18 protein-coding genes are annotated in these 19493 nt (G+C 64.8%); 7 read left to right on the top strand and 11 right to left on the bottom strand.

Features of this window, described 5'->3' with window-relative positions:
* Positions 1-116: 116 nt before the first annotated feature.
* Positions 117-1751 (bottom strand): DUF3369 domain-containing protein, encoded by a 1635-nt coding sequence (locus tag PSELUDRAFT_RS01120; protein ID WP_088965110.1) that lies wholly within the window; start codon positions 1749-1751, stop codon positions 117-119.
* Positions 1748-3292, bottom strand: coding sequence for a sensor histidine kinase (locus PSELUDRAFT_RS01115; RefSeq protein ID WP_088965109.1), 1545 nt, complete (start codon positions 3290-3292; stop codon positions 1748-1750). The genes PSELUDRAFT_RS01120 and PSELUDRAFT_RS01115 overlap by 4 nt, the downstream gene beginning before the upstream one ends.
* Positions 3293-3476: 184 nt before the next feature.
* On the opposite strand from PSELUDRAFT_RS01115, the gene htpG reads away from it, so the two are divergent.
* Positions 3477-5378, top strand: a complete 1902-nt coding sequence (gene htpG, locus PSELUDRAFT_RS01110; protein WP_088965108.1) for a molecular chaperone HtpG — start codon at positions 3477-3479, stop codon at positions 5376-5378.
* Between the two features lie 113 nt (positions 5379-5491).
* A complete protein-coding gene (locus tag PSELUDRAFT_RS01105) occupies positions 5492-5755 on the top strand; it encodes a TfoX/Sxy family protein (RefSeq protein ID WP_088965107.1) in 264 nt (87 codons plus the stop codon).
* A gap of 161 nt (positions 5756-5916) precedes the next feature.
* Here the strand turns inward: PSELUDRAFT_RS01105 and PSELUDRAFT_RS01100 are convergent, their stop codons facing one another.
* Both PSELUDRAFT_RS01100 and PSELUDRAFT_RS01095 read right to left on the bottom strand, forming a co-directional pair.
* On the bottom strand, positions 5917-6525 hold the full coding sequence (locus tag PSELUDRAFT_RS01100; RefSeq protein ID WP_088965106.1) for a glutathione S-transferase family protein: 609 nt from the start codon (positions 6523-6525) through the stop codon (positions 5917-5919).
* A complete protein-coding gene (locus PSELUDRAFT_RS01095) occupies positions 6516-6806 on the bottom strand; it encodes a DUF2917 domain-containing protein (protein ID WP_088965105.1) in 291 nt (96 codons plus the stop codon). Before PSELUDRAFT_RS01095 ends, PSELUDRAFT_RS01100 begins: the two co-directional genes overlap by 10 nt.
* Positions 6807-6898: 92 nt before the next feature.
* On the opposite strand from PSELUDRAFT_RS01095, the gene PSELUDRAFT_RS01090 reads away from it, so the two are divergent.
* The 3 genes from PSELUDRAFT_RS01090 (at position 6899) to PSELUDRAFT_RS01080 (ending at position 9963) form a co-directional block, all read left to right on the top strand.
* A complete protein-coding gene (locus tag PSELUDRAFT_RS01090) occupies positions 6899-7798 on the top strand; it encodes a LysR substrate-binding domain-containing protein (RefSeq protein WP_088965104.1) in 900 nt (299 codons plus the stop codon).
* Positions 7799-7857: 59 nt separating this feature from the next.
* Positions 7858-8448 (top strand): 3'-5' exonuclease, encoded by a 591-nt coding sequence (locus tag PSELUDRAFT_RS01085; protein ID WP_088965103.1) that lies wholly within the window; start codon positions 7858-7860, stop codon positions 8446-8448.
* A 120-nt stretch (positions 8449-8568) separates the two neighbouring features.
* The gene (locus PSELUDRAFT_RS01080; protein WP_088965102.1) at positions 8569-9963 is read left to right on the top strand and encodes an exonuclease domain-containing protein; all 1395 of its coding nucleotides are present in this window, start codon (positions 8569-8571) and stop codon (positions 9961-9963) included.
* A gap of 68 nt (positions 9964-10031) precedes the next feature.
* Here PSELUDRAFT_RS01080 and PSELUDRAFT_RS01075 read toward each other — a convergent pair whose 3' ends face one another.
* The 6 genes from PSELUDRAFT_RS01075 to flhB are packed head-to-tail and all read right to left on the bottom strand — an operon-like array spanning position 10032 to position 17198.
* Positions 10032-10781 (bottom strand): flagellar motor protein, encoded by a 750-nt coding sequence (locus tag PSELUDRAFT_RS01075; RefSeq protein WP_088965101.1) that lies wholly within the window; start codon positions 10779-10781, stop codon positions 10032-10034.
* A 43-nt stretch (positions 10782-10824) separates the two neighbouring features.
* Positions 10825-11568, bottom strand: coding sequence for an RNA polymerase sigma factor FliA (locus PSELUDRAFT_RS01070; RefSeq protein ID WP_197693919.1), 744 nt, complete (start codon positions 11566-11568; stop codon positions 10825-10827).
* A gap of 2 nt (positions 11569-11570) precedes the next feature.
* Positions 11571-12431, bottom strand: coding sequence for a flagellar synthesis regulator FleN (locus PSELUDRAFT_RS01065; protein WP_088965100.1), 861 nt, complete (start codon positions 12429-12431; stop codon positions 11571-11573).
* Between the two features lie 3 nt (positions 12432-12434).
* Positions 12435-13928: a flagellar biosynthesis protein FlhF gene (flhF, locus tag PSELUDRAFT_RS01060; protein WP_088965099.1), complete on the bottom strand. Its 1494-nt coding sequence runs from the start codon at positions 13926-13928 to the stop codon at positions 12435-12437.
* A gap of 3 nt (positions 13929-13931) precedes the next feature.
* Positions 13932-16022, bottom strand: coding sequence for a flagellar biosynthesis protein FlhA (gene flhA / locus PSELUDRAFT_RS01055; protein WP_088965098.1), 2091 nt, complete (start codon positions 16020-16022; stop codon positions 13932-13934).
* A gap of 6 nt (positions 16023-16028) precedes the next feature.
* Entirely contained in the window at positions 16029-17198 is a 1170-nt protein-coding gene (gene flhB / locus PSELUDRAFT_RS01050; RefSeq protein ID WP_088965097.1) for a flagellar biosynthesis protein FlhB, read from the bottom strand.
* 170 nt (positions 17199-17368) lie between these two features.
* On the opposite strand from flhB, the gene PSELUDRAFT_RS01045 reads away from it, so the two are divergent.
* Both PSELUDRAFT_RS01045 and PSELUDRAFT_RS01040 read left to right on the top strand, forming a co-directional pair.
* Positions 17369-18163: a thymidylate synthase gene (locus PSELUDRAFT_RS01045; RefSeq protein WP_088965096.1), complete on the top strand. Its 795-nt coding sequence runs from the start codon at positions 17369-17371 to the stop codon at positions 18161-18163.
* Positions 18160-18654, top strand: a complete 495-nt coding sequence (locus tag PSELUDRAFT_RS01040) for a dihydrofolate reductase (protein ID WP_197693918.1) — start codon at positions 18160-18162, stop codon at positions 18652-18654. The genes PSELUDRAFT_RS01045 and PSELUDRAFT_RS01040 overlap by 4 nt, the downstream gene beginning before the upstream one ends.
* A gap of 67 nt (positions 18655-18721) precedes the next feature.
* Here PSELUDRAFT_RS01040 and PSELUDRAFT_RS01035 read toward each other — a convergent pair whose 3' ends face one another.
* Positions 18722-19384: a GntR family transcriptional regulator gene (locus tag PSELUDRAFT_RS01035; protein ID WP_088965094.1), complete on the bottom strand. Its 663-nt coding sequence runs from the start codon at positions 19382-19384 to the stop codon at positions 18722-18724.
* Between the last annotated feature and the right edge of the window lie 109 nt (positions 19385-19493).

The raw sequence follows: 19493 nt of genomic DNA, 5'->3' as shown, positions 1-19493 counted from the left end.
TAAAGGGCCGCGAACCCGGTAATGCCGTTCACTTCGGTGAACGGCATTTTCTTTACGGGGTGAAGGTTGGCCGCATGCGTATGGCAAGAAGGAGGGCGGGATATCCCGCCCTTTTTTCATGATGCCGGCTGCTCGCCGCGATGGATCGGCCCCAGCAGCATGGGCGGCAGCTTGCCGCCGCTCACCAGCCGCTGCAGCGCGGCCACCACCTTGGGGTCGAACTGGCTGCCGGCGCGGCCGGCAATGTAGTCCATGACCTCCTGCAGCGGCCATGGCTGCTTGTACGGCCGTTTGTGCAGTAGCGCATCGAACACGTCCACTACTGCCACGATGCGTGCCGACAGCGGAATCTCCTGCCCGGTGAGCTTGTTCGGGTAGCCGCTGCCGTCGAAGTACTCGTGGTGGCCGCCGGCGATCTCCGAGCCCACCGACAGGTAGCTGACGCCTTCCACCATGGCGCTGGCCTTGCGCAGGATGTTGGCGCCGATGCTGGCGTGCTGCTCCATGATGATGCGCTCGTCCGGGTCCAGCCGGCCGGGCTTGAACAGGATGTGGTCCGGCGTGCCCACCTTGCCCACGTCGTGCAGGATGCTGGCCATGCCTATCATGTCCATGAAGGCGGGGGAGAGGTCCGCCGGGTAGTCGCCGGCCTGCTGCATCTCGCCGGCAATGGCATCGCTCAGCTGCTGCACGCGCAGCACGTGTTCGCCGGTATCGGTGTCGCGGAATTCCGCCAGGTCGGCCAGCGCCACCACGGTGGCTTCCTGCGATTTCACCAGCTGGGTATACAGGTACAGGTTGTCGTAGGCGGAGGAAATACGCTGGCAGAACACTTCCAGCAGGTCGCGCTCCACGTCTTCCAGCGGCCACTGCGGCGAGAAGTGCACCACGAATTCGCGGCCGTTCTGCGAGGCGATGTACAGCACGTCCACCGGGTGGCGGTACAGGCTCTGCTTGTTGCGCAGTGTTTCCATGATGGCGGCGTGCAGCTCCGGGAAGCTGGACTGCATATCGTTGGTGGTGCGCCCCAGCAGCGGCTCGAAGGCACCGGTGGCGGCCAGGATCTCCAGCGCCGGGCGGCTGGCCTGGTCGTTGCCAAAGTGGGTGTTTTCCATGCACAGCACGCCGTCGGTGCCGATGTCGAGGATGGCGCTGATCTGCTTGAGCACGCCGGAGGCGAATTCGCGCAGCGAGCGCAGCTGGTAAAGGTCGGCGGCGCCTTCCAGGATCTTGGACAGGCCCTGGCGGTTCTTTTCGATGGCCACCAGGTTTTCGTAGGCGCGCAGCGAGGCAATCACGGTGGTGAACAGCTTCTGCACCGTGAGTTCGGTCTTGGTCTTGTAGTCGTTGATGTCGTAGCCGAGGATGACTTCCTGCTCCGGCGCCTGGCCTGGCTGGCCGGTACGCAGCACGATGCGCGCCAGGCGGTTGCCCAGCTCGTCGCGGATGCGGTGCACCAGGTCCAGGCCGGCGTTGTCGGTTTCCATCACTACGTCGAGCAGGATCAGCGCCACGTCGTCGTAGCGGCGCAGCATGTCGAAGCCTTCGCGTGCGCTGTAGGCGCTCAGCAACTCCAGCGGCCGCTCCTTGTAGATCAGGTCCTTGATGGCCAGCCGCGTGGCGCTGTGCACATCCTTTTCATCGTCGATGATCAGGATCTTCCATGGCTTGCGCGCGTTGGCAGGCCGCGCCTGCTGCTCGGCATCGTCATCCAGCAGCCAGTCGTCGTTATTGTTTTCCATGCTGCTCATACCACTTGCTCCTCATGCTTGGCTTGCGGGGCATTACAGGGCAGTAGCAGGGTGAAACACGTCCCCTTTCCCAGCGTACTGTCCACATTGATGACACCACCCAGACGCTTGAACACGATGTTGAACACGATGTGCAAGCCCAGCCCGCTGCCGCCGCTGGCGCGCCGGGTGGTGAAGAACGGCTCGAAGATGTGCTTCATGTTTTCCGGCGGAATGCCCTTGCCGTCATCACATACCTGCAGGCTTACCCTCTGGTCGGCGAGCAAGCGCGCCTGCAAGCGAATTGTGCCCTCCGCATCTTCATCATAGGCATGCGTCAGGGCATTCATCACCAGATTGGTGACCACCTGCGACAGCGCGCCCGGGTAACTGTCCATCTGCAGCGCGTCCGGGCAGTCTATCTCCACCTGAACCTGGCTGCGGCGCAGCTTGGGGCGCAGGCTGGTGATGATTTCGCCCAGGTAGTCGCCCAGCTCGAATTCGCGGCGCGCTTCGCTGGTCTGGTCCACCGCCACCTGCTTGAAGCTGTGGATAAGGTTGGCCGCACGTTCGGCATTGTTCAGGATCAGGCTGCTGGATTCCTGCGCGTCCTGCAGGTAGTCATGCAGATCGCTTTTCCTGATCTGCCCGCTGCTGAACAGCTCGCGTACCTGCCCGGTGCTGAGCGCCAGGTGCGAGGCGGCAGTGAGAGTGATGCCCACCGGAGTGTTGATCTCATGCGCCACGCCGGCCACCAGCGAGCCCAGCGAGGCCAGCTTTTCCACCTTGATCAGCGTGTCCTGGGTGTCCAGCAGCTGGCGGTAGGCCAGTTCGGCGCGTTCCTTCTGTTCCAGCGCGGTGGTTTCCGCCTGGCGGCGCAGCCCCAGCTCGCTGCTGATCTTGTACACAATGGCGTTGACCCGGTGCACCAGCTCGGAAAACTCGCTGTAGCGCGCCTCGGGCAGCTGCGGCGTATCGCGGCCCTGCAACTCGGCGGCACGCTGCAAGGCGCGCTGCAGCTGGTGGATGGGGGCGAACACATAGCCGCGCAGCAGCAGGATCAGGATTACCGACAGCACCACCGAGATCACCAGCGCCTGCCCCCCCTGGCGCAGCACTTCGCGCTCCAGGCGCTGCTTGATGCGCTCGCGGGACAGGTACACCTTGACGGTGCCCAGGTTGTCGCGCTGCTGGTAGATCACCGGCAGGCTCAGGGTTTCGTCGCTGGCAGGCTGCTCGCCGCGCGGCAGGTTCACCAGCCCGCCGCCGGCATTGCGCTGGCGGCCCAGGTAGAGGCCGGCATCGCCTTCCACCCGCATGGCCACCACGATGGGCGATTTCAGCTCGGCGTCCAGCGTCAGGCGGATGAACTCGTCATCCAGCTGCCACACGCCATGCGGCAGCGACAGCGCCAGCCGCTGCTTCAGCCCTTCCTTCTGCGCCGCGAAATCGCGTTCCTCGCTGCCCAGCGTGCTGCTATAGGACACGTAGCCGGTAATGCCCAGCGTCAGCAGCAGTACCAGCACAATCCAGATAATCAGTCTTGTCTTGATGCTACGCATCGGGCCATCCCGGTTGTCGCTTGGCGGGGAGAACCGCTAGCAGGCTTATGGTTTTGTATTGAAGTATTAACCATGGTGAACTTTTGCCCCGTCCCGCGCAAGCTGCGCCGCAGCACGGGTATTGAAATCACCGCGGACGACCCTATTTTTGGCTCATCCTGTTCAACCTAAGCACACCGTTACCATGAGCGCAAAAGAAACCCTGGGTTTTCAGACCGAAGTCAAACAGCTGCTGCAACTGATGATCCACTCCCTGTATTCCAACAAGGAGATCTTCCTGCGTGAGCTGGTGTCCAACGCCAGCGACGCGGCCGACAAGCTGCGCTTCGAAGGGCTGAACAACGCTGCCCTGTTCGAGAACGACCCGGAGCTGAAAATCCGCATCAGCTTCGACAAGGACGCCCGCACCATCACCATCGCCGACAACGGCATCGGCATGAACCGCGACGAGGTGATCGCCAATATCGGCACCATCGCCAAATCCGGCACCAAGGCCTTCTTCGAGCAGCTGTCCGGCGACGAACGCAAGGACGCCAACCTGATCGGCCAGTTCGGCGTGGGCTTCTATTCCGCCTTCATCGTCGCAGACAAGGTAACGCTCACCACCCGCCGCGCCGGCAGCCCGACAGGCGACGGCGTGCGCTGGGAATCGCAGGGCGAGGGCGAATTCACCCTGGAGCAGCTGGACAAGCCCGGCCGCGGCACCGAGATCGTGCTGCACCTGAAGGAAGGCCAGGACGAGCTGCTGAACGACTGGTCGCTCAAGCGCATCGTGCGCACCTATTCCGACCATATCTCCATCCCCATCGAGATGAAGAAGGGCAACGGCTACGGCGAGAACGGCGAAGTGATCGTCAGCGACGACGTGGAAGTAGTGAACGAGGCCTCCGCGCTGTGGACCCGCAGCAAGAACGACATCAGCGAAGAGCAGTACCGGGAGTTCTACAAGCACGTGGCGCATGACTTCAGCGACCCGCTGGCGTGGAGCCATGCCCGCGTGGAAGGCCGCCAGGAGTACACCGAGCTGCTGTACATCCCGTCGCGCGCCCCGTTCGACATGTGGGACCGCGACCGCAAGCAGGGCGTGAAGCTGTATGTGCGCCGCGTGTTCATCATGGAAGACAGCAACAAGCTGATGCCGCAGTACCTGCGCTTCGTGCGCGGCGTGATCGACAGCAACGACCTGCCGCTGAACGTCTCGCGCGAGATCCTGCAGGAATCCAAGGACATCGACGCCATCCGCGCCGGCTGCGTGAAGAAGGTGCTGGGCCTGTTGGAAGACCTTGCGGCCAACGATCAGGACAAATACGCCAGCTTCTGGCAGGAATTCGGCCAGGTGCTGAAAGAGGGCGTGGGCGAGGACTTCGCCAACAAGGAGCGCATCGCCAAGCTGCTGCGCTTCGTGTCCACCGCTTCCGAAGGCGACGTGCCGGCGGTATCGCTGGGTGACTACGTTGGCCGCATGAAGGAAGGTCAGGACAAGCTCTACTTCATCACCGCCGACAGTCTGTCCGCCGCGCGCAACAGCCCGCACCTGGAAGTGTTCAAGAAGAAGGGCGTGGAAGTACTGCTGCTCACCGACCGCGTGGACGAGTGGGTAAGCGGGTCGCTCACCGAGTTCGACGGCAAGAAACTGCAGTCGGTAGCCAAGGGCGCGCTGGATCTGGGCGCGCTGGAAGACGAAGCCGACAAGGCCGCGCAGAAGCAGGTGGAAGAAGCCGCCAAGCCACTGGTGGAACTGGTGCAGAAGGCGCTGGGCCAACGCGTGCAGGAAGTGCGCGCCACCGCCCGCCTCACCGACAGCCCCGCCTGCCTGGTGGTGGGCGAGCACGATATGAGCGCCCACCTGGAGCGCATGCTGAAGGCCGCCGGCCAGCCGGTGCCGGAAGGCGCCAAGCCGACGCTGGAGATCAACCCGGAACACGTGCTGGTGAAGCGTCTGGCCGCGGAAAGCGATGACGGCCGCCGCGAAGACCTGGCCCATGTGCTGTACGACCAGGCGCTACTGGCCGAAGGCGGCAAGCTGGAAGACCCGGCGGCATTCGTGAAGCGCATCAACAAGCTGATGCTGGAACTGTCGGCCTGAGCCTGCGGTTGATGGCGGATCGCCCTGGCGGGCATCCGCCCTACGGCTGAATCGGCAATGCCCGAACCGTCGCTGCCCACCGGGCGCGGCGGTTTTTCCTTGTGGAGGATGCCATGGCGGACGAGTGGCGCAATCTGGGGCCGAAATCGCGGCAGATGCTGGCTGCTGCCGGCATCGAGGATAGAGCGCAGCTGGCAGCGCTGGGCGCGGTGGCTGCCTGGCTGCGGGTGAAGGCGGTGTGGCCGGGCGCCTCGCTCAACCTGCTCTGGGCGCTGCAGGGCGCACTGTGCGATCAGCCCTGGCAGCAGGTGGCGCGCGAACAGCGGCTGAGCCTGTTGCTGGCGCTGGAGCAAGAGCAGAGGGAGAGCAAACCGTAGGGCGGAAGCCCCGCAGGGGCGTTCCGCCGGGATGTGCTGCCAGCTTGCGGCCAAGGTGTTGGCGGATCGCCCTGCAGCGTTATTAGTATGAAAAACCGCCCGTCCCGCAGGGACTGGCGGTTTTGCTTTGCGGCCAACCCCTGGGTTGGCCGCATGCCGTTTCAGTCGAACGGGAAGGCGAGGAAGGCCGGGTGCGCTTCCGCCTGCCGGCTCCAGGCGCGCAGTGCCGGGTAGGCATCGGCCGCTACGTGTTCCGCCGCGCGTTCGGCGATGAAGCGCCAGGCCACGGCGATGCTGAGCGTGGCCTGATCCAGCTTGTCGACTTGCGGCGCATGGCGCTGCAGATGGTTTTCCATCAGCGTGCAGGCGCCGTTCAGCTGCTCCGCCACCCGCTCCAGCCACGGCGCATGGCGTGCTTCGGCTGGCCGCAGATTGCACTCGTAGTAGGCCTGCACCGCCTTCTCCATCGCCGCCAGCGCCAGGCCCACGCCGTGCAGCGCATGCTGGCGGGCCGGCAATGCCTCCGGCAGCAGCCGGCGTTCGGCCGGCACCAGCCGCTCCAGGTAGTCGAGGATCAGGCTGGAATCCATCAGCAGCTCGCCGTCGTCGCACACCAGGGTGGGCACCTTGATCACCGGGTTGATCTGGCGGAATTCCGGCATGTTGCGGAACACCGACAGCGGCAGATGCTGCCAGGGCAGCTCCAGCAGTTGCAGCGAAATCGCCACCCTTCTGACATAGGGTGAATCCAGCATGCCTATCAGTTGCATGACACCTCCCTTTGCTCGTTGCGTACCGAAATAAAGCCCAGTTGCAGGGCGCCACCTTGTGGCGTAGGGGCGCTCAGGCCTTGCAGGTCGAGGCGGCCGTCACCCTCCAGCAGCAGTTTACCGACCGGCAGCTGCGCCTGCTCGCCGGCACGCAGGCAGATGTCCTCGCCGTTGATGGTCAGCCAGTGCGCACCGCTCAGCGCGCGGACCTGGCCGGGGCGCACCAGTTGCAGCACCAACAGTTCCTGCCGTTGCAGGGTAAGATGCAGTACGTGTTCCATAGTGTTTCCCTCCAAGTAGTGTTGCTACTATAAGCCGGTGAAACACAAAGAAAAATTGATGATTTCTGCCGAGACGTGTTAGTTTTTCTTACATGAAAGCTCTGCCACCCCTCACCGCGCTGCGCAGTTTCGAGGCCGTTGCCCGCCTGGGCGGCATTACCCGCGCCGCCGGCGAACTGCACGTGACCCACTCCGCCATCAGCCAGCAGATCCGCCTGCTGGAAGAGCAGCTGGGTGTGACGCTGTTCATGCGCGAAGGCCGCGGGCTGCGGCTTACCGAAGAAGGGCGCTTCTACGCGCTGCAGATCCGTTCCGGTCTGGCCGAACTGAGCGAAGCCACCCGGCTGGTACAGGCGCGGCCGCGCGAGGGCGATCTGGCGGTGGCGGTGCTGCCGTCGTTCGGTTCGCAGTGGTTGCTGCCGCGGCTGCATCGCTTCCAGGCGCTGTATCCGCGCTACCGGGTGAGCATCCGCGCCAGCCTGGACATTCTCGACCTGCGCCAGGGGCTGGTGGATGTGGGCATCCGCATCGGCCAGGGCGACTGGGAGGGCCTGCAGCAGCAGAAGCTGTTCGACGACGAATTGTTGATGGTGGCGGCGCCGGCGTTCAACGGTGGCCGCCTGCCGCAGACGCCGCAGCAGGTGATGGCCGGGCCGCTGATCCGCTCGGTGGAAAGCTGGCAGCCATGGTGCCAGCTGGCCGGCATCGAGGAGCCTGGCGAGGCCTGGCTGTGGATCAACGATTCAAACCTGATCCTGGAGATGGTGCGCCAGGGGCAGGGCATCACCCTGGAGCGGCGCAGCCTGGTGCAGCGCGACCTGGAGGCCGGCCGGCTGGTGCAGCTTACCGGCATCGTGGCGCCGTATCCCTACCCGTGCTGGCTGGTGTGGCCGCCGCGCGAAAGCTCGCGCTACAAGCAGGAAATCTTTGCCGACTGGCTGCAGCAGGAGGTGGCCGATTACCTGGCCGGCCTGAGGCGCGGGGCGGAATAAGCTTGGCCGCAGGCGCGCCGAGGTTTTCCTGACCGGCAGCTTTTGGTACCGTGTCGGCCATGAAGATCACCCGCCATATCCCCCGCGAAGAAATCAAGGCGCTGCCGCTGTTTGCCGGCCTGGCGCTGCCGCAGATCACCCTGGTGCAGGACGAGGCGGCGCTGGCCGCCGCGGCCGAGCGCCTGGCCACCGAGCCGGTGCTGGGCTTCGACACCGAGTCGCGGCCAACCTTTCACAAGGGGCAGCAGCCCACCGGGCCGCACCTGGTGCAATTGGCTTGCGCCGATCATGCCTGGCTGTTCCCGCTGGGCGAGGGGCCGATGCCGGCCGTGTTGGCCGCCTTGCTGGCGCGCCCCGGCCTGACGCTGGCCGGCTTCGACCTCAGCTCCGACCGCGCGCACCTGAAGAACCGCTTCGGCGTGACCGACCTGGCGCTGCTGGACCTGGGCAACCGCTTCCAGTGCGAAGACAAGCGGCTGACCATCGGTGCGGTGCAGGCGGTGGCGCAGCTGTTCGGCCAGTACTTCCGCAAATCCAAGAAGGTGTCCACCTCCAACTGGTCGCTGCGTGAGCTTAGCGAGTCGCAGCAGCTGTATGCGGCCAACGATGCCTGGGTGGCGTACCGGGTGTGGCTGGCGCTGCAAGGCTGATCGCGGCTGTGCCCGCTTTGCGCCGCAACGCCGCCGCCCGGCGCGGGTGAAGCCGGCGGCGAATCGTGGTAGTCTCAACGCCCCGCCGCCCGGCGGGTTTTCCTTTTTATCGAGTTCAGCATGCTGTTTGATCGTCCCCTCGCCATCGTCGACCTGGAAACCACCGGCGGCCACATCACCCGCGACCGCATCACCGAGGTGGGCGTGATCCTGATCGACGGCGAGCAGGTGGAACGCTTCGACATGCTGGTCAACCCGGGACAGGGCATTCCGCCGTTCATCGAGGAGATGACCGGCATCAGCGATGCCATGGTGGCCGATGCGCCGCCGTTTGCCGCCATTGCCGACGGTCTGCTGGAAAAACTGCAGGGCCGGCTGTTCATCGCCCACAACGTGCGCTTCGACTACGGCTTCCTGAAGAACGAATTCAAGCGCGTCGGCATCAAGTTCCGCAGCGAGGTGCTGTGCACCGTCAAGCTGTCGCGCAAGCTCTACCCGCAGCACTACAAGCACAACCTGGACAGCATCATCCAGCGCCACGCCATTCAGCTGGCCGACCGCCACCGCGCCATGGCCGATGCCGAGGCGCTGTACCAGTTTCTGCAGCAGTCGCTGGCCACGCTGGGCCGCGATACGGTGGAAACCGTGGCTGCCGAGCTGATGGCGCAGCCGGCGGTACCGCCGGGGCTGGACCCGGAGGTGATGGACAATCTGCCGGACGTGCCGGGGGTGTATGTGTTCTACGGCGAAAACGAGCTGCCGCTGTACGTGGGCAAAAGCAGCAATCTGCGCAACCGCGTGCTGGCGCACTTTGCCGGCGAGCATCGCCAGCACAAGGAGCTGCAGCTGGGGCCGCAGGTTCGCCGGGTGGAATGGCATGAAACGCTGGGCGACTTTGGCGCCCAGCTGCTGGAGCTGCAGCTGATCAAGGAACTCAAGCCCATCCACAACCCGCGGGGCCGGCTGGAGCAGGAGCTGTGCTCCATCCAGCTGCAACAGGGCGGCAGCGGTTTCCTGCTGCCGCGCATCGTGCAGGCGCGCGAGGTGGATTTCTCGCGACTGGACAGCCTGTACGGCCTGTTCCGCAGCCAGAAGGAAGCCAAGAAGGTGCTGACCGAGCTATGCACCGCCAATGGTCTGTGCCAGACCTGTCTGCAGCTGGAAAAGCGCGGCGCACGCAAGGGCGCCTGCCAGGCGCACCTGCAGGGCCGTTGCAAGGGTGCCTGTGTCGGCAAGGAAGAGCCCGGCGATCACAATATCCGCCTGCTGCACGCGCTGTCGCGGCTGCAGCTGAAGAGCTGGCCGTATGCCGGGGCGGTGGCGGTGCGCGAAACCGACCCGGTGAGCGGCGAGTGGGAGGAGTATCTGTTCGAGCGCTGGTGCTACCTGGGCCTGCGCCGCAGCGGTGACCGCCAGCCGGCGGGCAAGCCACGCTTCGACCACGATATCTACAAGCTGCTGGCCGCCTTCCTGCGCAAGCCCGGTGACAACGCCACGGTGATCGAGCAGCCGTAGCAGGCATTCCAGGCTACCCCAAACGATAACGCCCGCATGCAGCGGGCGTTGTCGTTTGGCGTGATGGCTTAATCGGTAATGGCCAGGAAGCCGCGCAGCCGCGCATCGATCTGCCGCGGGTTCTCGCCGTTGGCGATGGCGACGATGCCCTCGATTACCAGCTCGCGCGCGGTGCTTTCCAGCGTGATCAGGTGCTTGAGCTTGTTGGCGATCGGCAGGAACAGCAGGTTGGCCGCACCCACGCCGTACACGGTGGCAACGAAGGCCACCGCGATGCCGCTGCCCAGCTTGGACGGGTCGGACAGGTTCTCCATCACGTGGATCAGCCCCAGTACCGCACCCAGAATGCCCATGGTGGGCGAGTAGCCGCCGGCGGATTCCCACACCTTGGCCGCCAGCTTGCGCGCGTGTTCGTGGCTTTCCAGCTCCAGCTCCAGCACTTCGCGGATCAGTTGCGGCTCGGCGCCGTCCACCAGCAGCTGCAGCGCTTTGCGGGTGAACAGGTCCTTCTGGCTGTTCAGATTGCTTTCCAGCGCCAGCAGGCCGTTGCGGCGCGCGGTATTGCTCCAGCCGACGATGTCCTTGATCTGCTTGTCGTATTCGATGCCGGGCGGCATGAATACCCAGCGCAGCATCTGCAGCCCGGTAACGAACTGGCGCGGCGTCGATTGCAGCATCACCGCACTGGCGGTGCCGCCGATGACGATGAGAAAGGCGGTGACCTGTACCAGCGAGGCGATGTTTCCGCCTTCCAGCGCCTGACCGGCCAGAATGGCGGTCAGGCCCCCCAGGATGGCGACAAAACTGATCTTGTCCAAGATTGACGATTCCGTTTACTGGCGGCGCAAAAGGTTGGCCGCATCACACCCAGTCGCGCAGGCGGCTGCGCAGGCGGGTAATGGCCTGGCTGTGCAGCTGACACACGCGCGATTCGGAGACGCCGAGTACGGCGCCGATTTCTTTCAGATTCAATTCCTGCTCGTAGTACAGGCTCATCACCAGCTGATCGCGCTCCGGCAGCAGCTTGATGGCTTCCACCAGCGCACTGCGGAAGGCATCGCTGGCCAGTACGTCGACCGGTTCCGGGCTGTTGTCGTCGGCGACGTTTTCCACCTGGTTGGCGCTGCCGCCTTCGTCATCGGCATTGTCGTCGAAATGCACCAGGCTGATGCCGCGGCATTCGCCGAGCATTTCCTGGTACTGCTCCAGCGGCAGGTCCATGTAGTCGGCGATTTCGCTTTCCAGCGGCGCGCGGCCCAGTTGCTGCTCCAGCTTGTGGATGGCGTCCTCGATCTGACGCGAGTTGCGTCGCGTCTGGCGCGGCATCCAGTCCTCGCGGCGCAGCTCGTCCAGCATGGCGCCGCGGATGCGCTGGCTGGCAAAGGTCTCGAACAGCACGCCCTGGCTGACATCGAACTGCTTGGCCGCTTCCATCAGGCCGATGATGCCGACCTGGATCAGGTCGTTGATATCGACGTTGGCCGGCAGCCGCGCCACCATCATGCTGGCGAGCTTCTTCACCAGCGGGGTGTAGCGTTCGATGTCGATCTGCTCGCGGGTGGCGGCAACCTGCGCATAGGCACGCATCTTGTTATGGGTTGCCATGGTCAATTTCCTGTCAAATCGGCAAGTGATTTGCTGGTCATCAGCAGTTGTTCCAGATAGCTCGCACGCTGCGCCTGGCTGTCCGGCGCGTGCCAGTGCGGCAGCATCTGCGCCAGCTGGCTGCAGGCCTGGGCCGCCTCGCTGTCGCCGAATGCTTCCACGGTGGGGCGGCGCAGCGTCTGGCTCTTGCGCAGGGTATTGTCGGTTGGCACGAAGCCCACCCAGCGCAGCGCCACCGACAGGTAGTCGCCGGCCACGGCGCTGAGGCGGGTGAACACCGCCTGCGCTTCGTTGAAGTCGCGGGCCTGGTTCACCAGTACGTTGAAGCGGCGGCGCGCGTAGTCGCCGGCCAGCCGTTTCAGGCTGGCATAGCCCTGGGTGAGACTGTCCGCGTCCGGGCTCAGTACCAGTACCAGGTTGTCGGCAATGCACAGCGGTGCCGGGTCATCCACCAGCGCGGGCGGGTCGATCAGCAGTACGCTGTGGTCGGTTTCCAGCGCGGCGAATTCGCTGGCCAGCCGGCGCCACAGCCGCGGCGACATGCGGGTGCGCTCCTCGTTGCTGGCCACCAGGTTGATCAGGCTCAGGCCGTAGCGATTGTTTACCAGCAGGTCGCTGACACCGCCCAGGCTGATGGCCAGGCTGGCAAAGCTGGCGCTGGCGGGCAGCCCCAGGCGGCGCGCCTGGTGGTTGCCCGGCTGGTGTTCCACCAGCAGCGGGCGCTGGCCGCTCATGGCCAGCGATGCGGCCAACTCGCCCACCACGCTGCTCACGCCGCTGCCTTCGCCACCGAAGAAGGCGAAGGAGGGCGGGTAGTGGTAGTGGGCGCTGGCCTGGCGCAGTCCGGATGCCTGGTCAACCATGTGTTACCCCAGCCAGCCGGATTGTGCGGCGTTGACGAGGCCCAGTTCGTCGCCGGAAGGGTTGAACGGCGATTGCTGCTGAGCGGCACGCAGGGCACGGTCGATCAGCAGCTCGGCATGTGCGGCGTGGATGTCTTCCGGCACGCGCTGGCCGTTGGTGACGTAGAACAGGCGCAGGCGGTTGCGGATCACCACGTCCAGGCTGGGGCCCAGCGCCAGCGCTTCGTCGATCTTGGACACAATGGCGCCGGCCAGGCCGTCGCCCTTGTAATGGCGCACCACGTCTTCCAGCGTGTGGCCGTCGGCATTGGCCGCCAGCAGCAGCAGGCGCTGCACCGGGCGGCCGGCCTGGCTGAACATGTCCAGCTGCGTCTGCACCCGCGCATCGCGCTGGCTCATGCCCACGGTGTCGATCAGCACGATCTTGCGCGGGGTGAGATCGGCCAGCGTGAGCTGCAGGTCGCCTTCGTTCTGCACCGAGAACACCGGCACGCCGAGGATCTTGCCGTAGATGCGCAGCTGGTCCTGGGCGCCGATACGGTAGGTATCGGTGGTGATCAGCGCCACGTTCTGCGCACCGTGGCGCATGGTGGCGCGTGCGGCCAACTTGGCCACGGTGGTGGTCTTGCCCACGCCGGTGGGGCCGATCAGCGCAAAGATGCCGCCGACCTCGATGGGGTCGTGCTGCGGGTCCATGCACTTGAGGTTGTGGATCAGCGCCGAGCGCGCCCATTTCTGCGCCACATCGCCGTCGTACTGCGGCGGCAGCTTCTGGGTGAGCTGGCGGATCAGCGCCGAGCTGAAGCCGGCGGTGAGCAGGTGGCGGAACAGTTCGGCGCGGTTGGGGGTGCGCTGCTCCATGTCCGACCAGGCAAAGCCGGCCAGCTGGCTTTGCAGCAGGCTGCGCAGCTGCTTGATTTCGTCGCTGATCTGCTTGAGTTCCTGCGACATCTGCTCGCGTTCGGCATCGGTTTCGGCGCCGCTGCCGCGGGCGGCGGCGGGCGGCGGAGTCGATGGCCGGCGGCTGGTGTTCTGCTGCACGTGCTGCAGGAAGGATTGCGGCAGCTCCTGCTCCACCGGGGCCGCTGCAGCCGGCGCGGCAGCCGGGGCAGGGGCCGGGCGTGGCGGTGGCGCCGCCGGCGGTTCTTCCAGCGGTTCCACCGGCATGGCATAGGTGCGCGCCAAGGCGCGGTTTACCGCCGGAGACGGGTTGGCCGCAGGCTTGGGTGGCGAGGCGGCCGGTATGCGCGAGGGCTGGGCGGGCGCGGCAGTACCCTGCGCCGCCGGCGGTACGGTATTGCGCGGCGGCTTGGGCTGCGCCGGCGGGGTGAAGGTGGTGGCCAGCGCGGAAACGTCAGCATCGGCAACCGCCATGATCTCTACCCCACCGCCCAGTGTCGGGCGATTGGACAGGATCAACGCATCAGCGCCAAGTTCTTCCCGAACCTGGCGCAGCGCGTCGCGTGTTGTTTTGCCGTAGAACTTTCTGACGACCATGCCTTAGCCTCTGCTCCCCCCAATCACCGCAATTATACGAATGGATTTACTGTCGGGTATCTCATTATGAGAAATGACCTTCAGCTGCGGCAGCGCCCGGCGCAAGAAGCGTGCCAAAAGTGGTCGTAAACCAGGCGGTGTAAGCAGTACCGGATTGTAACCCTGATTTTCAACATTTTCTGTTTCCTGCGCCGCATTGGATAGCAGGTTCTCGGCAAGGCCAGGTTCCAGCCCGCCGCCGGCCTTGCTGTTCACCGCCTGCAGCAGGATGTTTTCCAGCTGCGGCTCCAGCGTCATCAGCGGCAGCTCCTGCTCGCCCGGGAACAGCTGCTGCACGATGGCGCGTGACAGCGCGGTACGCACTGCGCTGGTCAGCTCGTCGATATCCTGCGACAGGGCAATATGGTCGGCCAGCGTTTCGATGATGGTGCGGAAGTCGCGCAGGTGGATGCCGTCCAGCAGCAGCTGCTGCAGCACCTTCTGCAGCACGCCGATGGGCACCACCTTGGGCACCAGGTCCTCGATGAGCTTGGGCGCTTCCTTGGCCACGTGGTCGATCAGTGCCTGCACCTCTTCGCGACCCAGCAGTTCGGCGGCGTGGGTCTGCAGCAGGTTGGACAGGTGGGTGGCCACCACGGTGCTGGCATCCACCACGGTGTAGCCCAGGTTCTGCGCCTCGTCGCGCTTGCTGGCGTCGATCCACACTGCCGGCAGGCCGAAGGCCGGGTCGGTGGTGGGTGTGCCTTGCAGCTCGCCACTGACCTGGCCGGGGTTGATGGCCAGGAACTGGCCGATATACGCCTCGCCCTGGCCGATCTCCACGCCCTTGAGCAGGATGCGGTAGGCGTTGGGGCGGATTTCCAGGTTGTCGCGGATGTGAACCGCCGGCACCAGGAAGCCCAGTTCCTGTGCCATTTTCTTGCGGATGCCGCGGATACGGCGCAGCAGCTCGCCATCCTGGTCGCGGTCCACCAGCGGAATCAGCCGGTAGCCGACTTCCAGCCCCAGTGCATCCACCGGCTGCACGTCCTTCCAGCTCACTTCGGCCAGCGGCTGCTCGGTAACCGATGGTGGCGGCTGTTCCATCTCGACCACGGCGGCGGCTTCGGCCTGCTTGCGGACGTTCTTTTCCAGCCAGTGCGCGGTGGCGGCCAGGGTACTGGCAATCAGCAGGAAGGCCAGGTGCGGCATATTGGGGATCAGCCCCAGCATGCCGATGACGCCGGCGGTGAGGTAGAGCACGGTGGGGTTGGCGAACAGCTGGCCTACCAGTTGTTCGGAAATGCCTTTCTCGGTGCCCACCCGCGCCACCACCATACCGGCGGCGGTGGAGATCACCAGCGCCGGAATCTGCGCCACCAGGCCGTCGCCGATGGTCAGCAGGGTGTAGGTGGTGGCTGCCGAGCCGACATCCAGGTCGTGCTGCAGCACGCCGATGATCAGGCCGCCGACGATGTTGATCACCATGATCAGGATGCCGGCCACGGCATCGCCACGCACGAACTTGGAGGCACCGTCCATGGAGCCGAAGAAGTTGGCTTCTTCCGCGATCTTGCTGCGGCGGCGGCGGGCGTCGTCCTCGCCGATCAGGCCGGCGTTGAGGTCGGCGTCGATGGCCATCTGCTTGCCGGGCATCGCATCCAGGGTGAAGCGGGCCGACACTTCGGCGATACGGCCGGCGCCCTTGGTGATCACCACGAAGTTGATGATGGTCAGGATGATGAACACCACGATACCGATGGTGATGTTGTCGCCGATCAGGAAGTGGGCGAACGATTCGATCACCTTGCCGGCGGCGGCCGGCCCGGTGTGGCCCTGCAGCAGGATGATGCGGCTACTGGCCACGTTCAGCGACAGGCGCAGCAGGGTGGTGATCAGCAGCAGGGTGGGGAAGGAGGAAAATTCCAGCGGCTCGCGGGTGTTCACCCCCACCATCAGCACGATGATGGAAATCGCGATGTTGAAGGTGAAGAACATGTCGAGCAGCAGCGGCGGCAGCGGCAGCACCATCATCGACAACACCAGGATGATCAGGATGGGGCCGGCCAGGGTGTTGACGTCGACTTTCTTCAGCAGTTCAAGAAATTTGTTCATGCCGCGTTAGTGGGTGCCGGTGGGCGCCGTATGTTGAGTGCGTTTGCTTTCAGGGTCAAGCTCGGGCGGAACCTGCAGCTGCTCGGGGAATACCGGTGTGACGCCGCCGGCCTGTTCGTACTGCTGCAGCTGGTAAACGTAGGCCAGCACTTGCGCCGCGGCAGTGTACAGCTTGCCCGGAATGTCCTCGTTCAGCTCCACGTTGAAGTACAGCGCGCGGGCAAAGCTCGGCGCGCGTACCACGGTAACGCGGTGTTCCTTGCCTTTGTCGATGATGCGCTCTGCCAGCCGCAGCGAGCCCTTGGCGATCAGCCGCGGTGCGGCCATCTTGTCGTCGTACAGCAGGGCCACCGCGTAGTGGGTAGGGTTGGTCACGATCACGTTGGCCTTGGGCACTTCCTGCATCATGCGTTTGCGTGCGGCTTCGCGCTGCAGCTGGCGGATGCGGCCTTTCACTTCCGGCGAGCCTTCCTGCTCCTTGTATTCCTGTTTCAGCTCGTCCTTGGTCATGCGCAGGTTCTTCTGGTACTGCCACAACTGGTAGGGCACATCGAACACCACCAGCAGCAGCATGGCGCCCACCACCATGATGAAGGTGTGCTCCATCAGCCCCACCAGGTGGATCTGCGCCCGGTCCAGCGGCATGGCCACCAGGCCTACCAGGTCGCCGCGCTCACCCCAGATCACCCAGGTAGCCACGCCGCCGATCAGCAGGCTCTTGAGAATGGCCTTCAGCCCCTCGGCAACGGCCTGCAGCGAAAACATGCGCTTGAGGCCGCTGGCGGGGTTGAGCTTGCCAAAATTGGGGGTAAAGCCCTTGCCGCTTAGGTTCCAGCCGCCAATGGCCATCGGGGCGAGCAGGGCCACCAGAAACAGGGCGCCCAGCAATGGCGCCAGCGTCTGCAGGGTGCCCAGCAGGCTGCTGCGGAAGTGCTCCAGAATCAGCGCGCCATCCACGGCCTTGCCCTGGTTGAAGGTGAACCACTCGATCATCAGCTTGTGCAGAAACTGATAGATGCTGCCGCCGGTCACCATCAACAGGGCGAGACCGGTGGCGGTAATGGCAAAGGTGGTCAGCTCGCGCGAGCGCGGCACATTGCCTTCGGCCCGGGCCTGTTCCAGTCTCCGGGGCGAGGGCGCTTCGGTGCGGTCTTCCTGATCGCTTTCTTCTGCCATGGCGCGCGCTTGTTAATTGAAAATAACCATTAAGCGGCGATGTTAGCCGATTGCGGCCTGGCTGCGGTGGTGTTTGGTCAATTGGGCAGGTGTTTGCCGCCGCCAGTTGGCCGCAGGCAGCCGGGAAACGGTACAATCGCGCGATTCGATTCTGCATGTTTGAGGTAGCGATGAAGCAATACCTGGATCTGATGCGCCACGTGCTGGAGCACGGCGCCGACAAGTCTGATCGCACCGGTACCGGTACGCGTTCGGTGTTCGGCTACCAGATGCGCTTCGACCTGGCGCAGGGTTTTCCGCTGGTGACCACCAAGAAATGCCACCTGCGCTCCATCATTCACGAACTGCTGTGGTTCCTGACCGGCGATACCAATATCCGCTACCTGAAGGAACACGGCGTATCGATCTGGGACGAATGGGCGGACGAGAACGGCGACCTGGGCCCGGTATACGGCTACCAGTGGCGCAGCTGGCCGGCGCCGGATGGCCGCCACATCGACCAGATCAGCAATGTGCTGGAGATGATCCGCCGCAACCCGGACTCGCGCCGGCTGCTGGTGTCGGCGTGGAACCCGGCGCTGGTGGACGAGATGGCGCTGCCGCCGTGCCACAGTCTGTTCCAGTTCTACGTGGCCGATGGCCGCCTGTCCTGCCAGCTGTACCAGCGCTCGGCTGACATTTTCCTGGGCGTGCCGTTCAATATCGCCAGCTACGCGCTGCTCACCATGATGGTGGCGCAGGTGTGCGGCCTGCAGCCGGGCGAGTTCGTGCACACCCTGGGCGACGCTCACCTGTACAGCAACCACTTCGAGCAGGCGCAGCTGCAGCTGTCGCGCGAACCGCGCCCGCTGCCCACCATGCGCATCAACCCGGAAGTGCGAGACCTGTTCGCCTTCAAGTTCGAGGACTTCATGCTGGAAGGCTACGACCCGCACCCGCACATCAAGGCGGAGGTGGCGGTATGAGCATGCGGCCAACCCTCACGCTGGTGGCGGCGATGGCGCACGACAACGTGATCGGCATCGACAACACCCTGCCGTGGCACCTGCCGGAAGACCTCAAGCATTTCAAGGCGGTGACGCTGGGCAAACCGGTGATCATGGGGCGCAAGACCTTCGATTCCATCGGCCGTCCGCTGCCGGGGCGCTTGAACATCGTGATCACCCGCCAGCAGGACTGGCAGCACGAGGGCGTCAGCGTGGCGCATTCGCTGGAGGCGGCACTGGCGCTGGCTGGTGCGGCAGAGGAGGTGTGCGTGATCGGCGGCGCCAATCTGTACGAGCAGGCACTGCCGCTGGCCGACAAGCTGTGCCTGACGCATATCGCGCTGGAGGTGGCCGGTGATGCGCGGTTTCCGCGCTGGCAGGCGGAGCAATGGCAATGCAGCGAAGGTGAGGAGCAGCTTGCGGCCAACGGTCTGCGCTACCGCTTTGCCGATTACCTGCGCCTGCGCTGATGCTTCCCTGAACAAGGAAAGCAGCGAGCAATAAAAAAGCGGCCAGTGGCCGCTTTTTTATTTCTGCTCAGGCCTGCAGCCTGGCGGCGGCGTCCTGGGCCGTCAGGCTGTACTGGCTGCCGAACTCGCGCACCAGCTGGCGCAGCTGTGGCTCGTCGCGCGCCACGATGGCCTTGAGCAGGCGGTCGAGGAAGGCGTGGGTACGGTCGATCTGGCTCTTGCCGGCGCGCAGGATGGCGAACAGGCAGCGCTGCGACTGCGGCAGCAGGTCGAACAGTGTCTGCTTCAGGTAGCGGTTGCCGCAGTGCTGGTACAGGCGCTCCAGGAAGGCCACACCGCTGGTGTAGAACTTCTCGCCGTCGCTGCGGCGCTGGCATTCGCCCAGCTCGGTCATCAGCTCGATGAAGCTGGCCAGGTCGTCGTTCTGCCAGCTGGCGGCCAGGTTGACCACCGCCTGTTCCAGCAGCAGGAACCACAGCTCGAACACTTCGCGCACGTCGTCCGGGCTGATGCTGGACACGATGGCGCCACGACGCGGGTAGATGTCCACCAGGTGGCGGCGTTGCAGGATCAGCAGCGCCTCGCGCACCGAACCACGGCTGACATCCAGCTCGGCGGTAATGCGCAGCTCCTGGATGCGCTCGCCTGGCTGCATGTCGCCGCTAACGATCTTGTGCCCCAGATACTGGGCAATCTGTTCGGTAAGAGAGTCGTTGGCCTTGAAGCTCAATCCCGCCTCCTGCTGGCTTGGGTGAAATGGCTGATTGTCGATTGTCTGGCAATCGGACCGCGGATTCTAGCACTGTCCGCTGCCGGCGCGCAGGTGGCCGTGACGCCGG

The organism is Vogesella sp. LIG4 (genome assembly GCF_900090205.1).
Taxonomy (GTDB): domain Bacteria; phylum Pseudomonadota; class Gammaproteobacteria; order Burkholderiales; family Chromobacteriaceae; genus Vogesella.
This window is presented reverse-complemented; position numbering and strand designations above follow the sequence as displayed.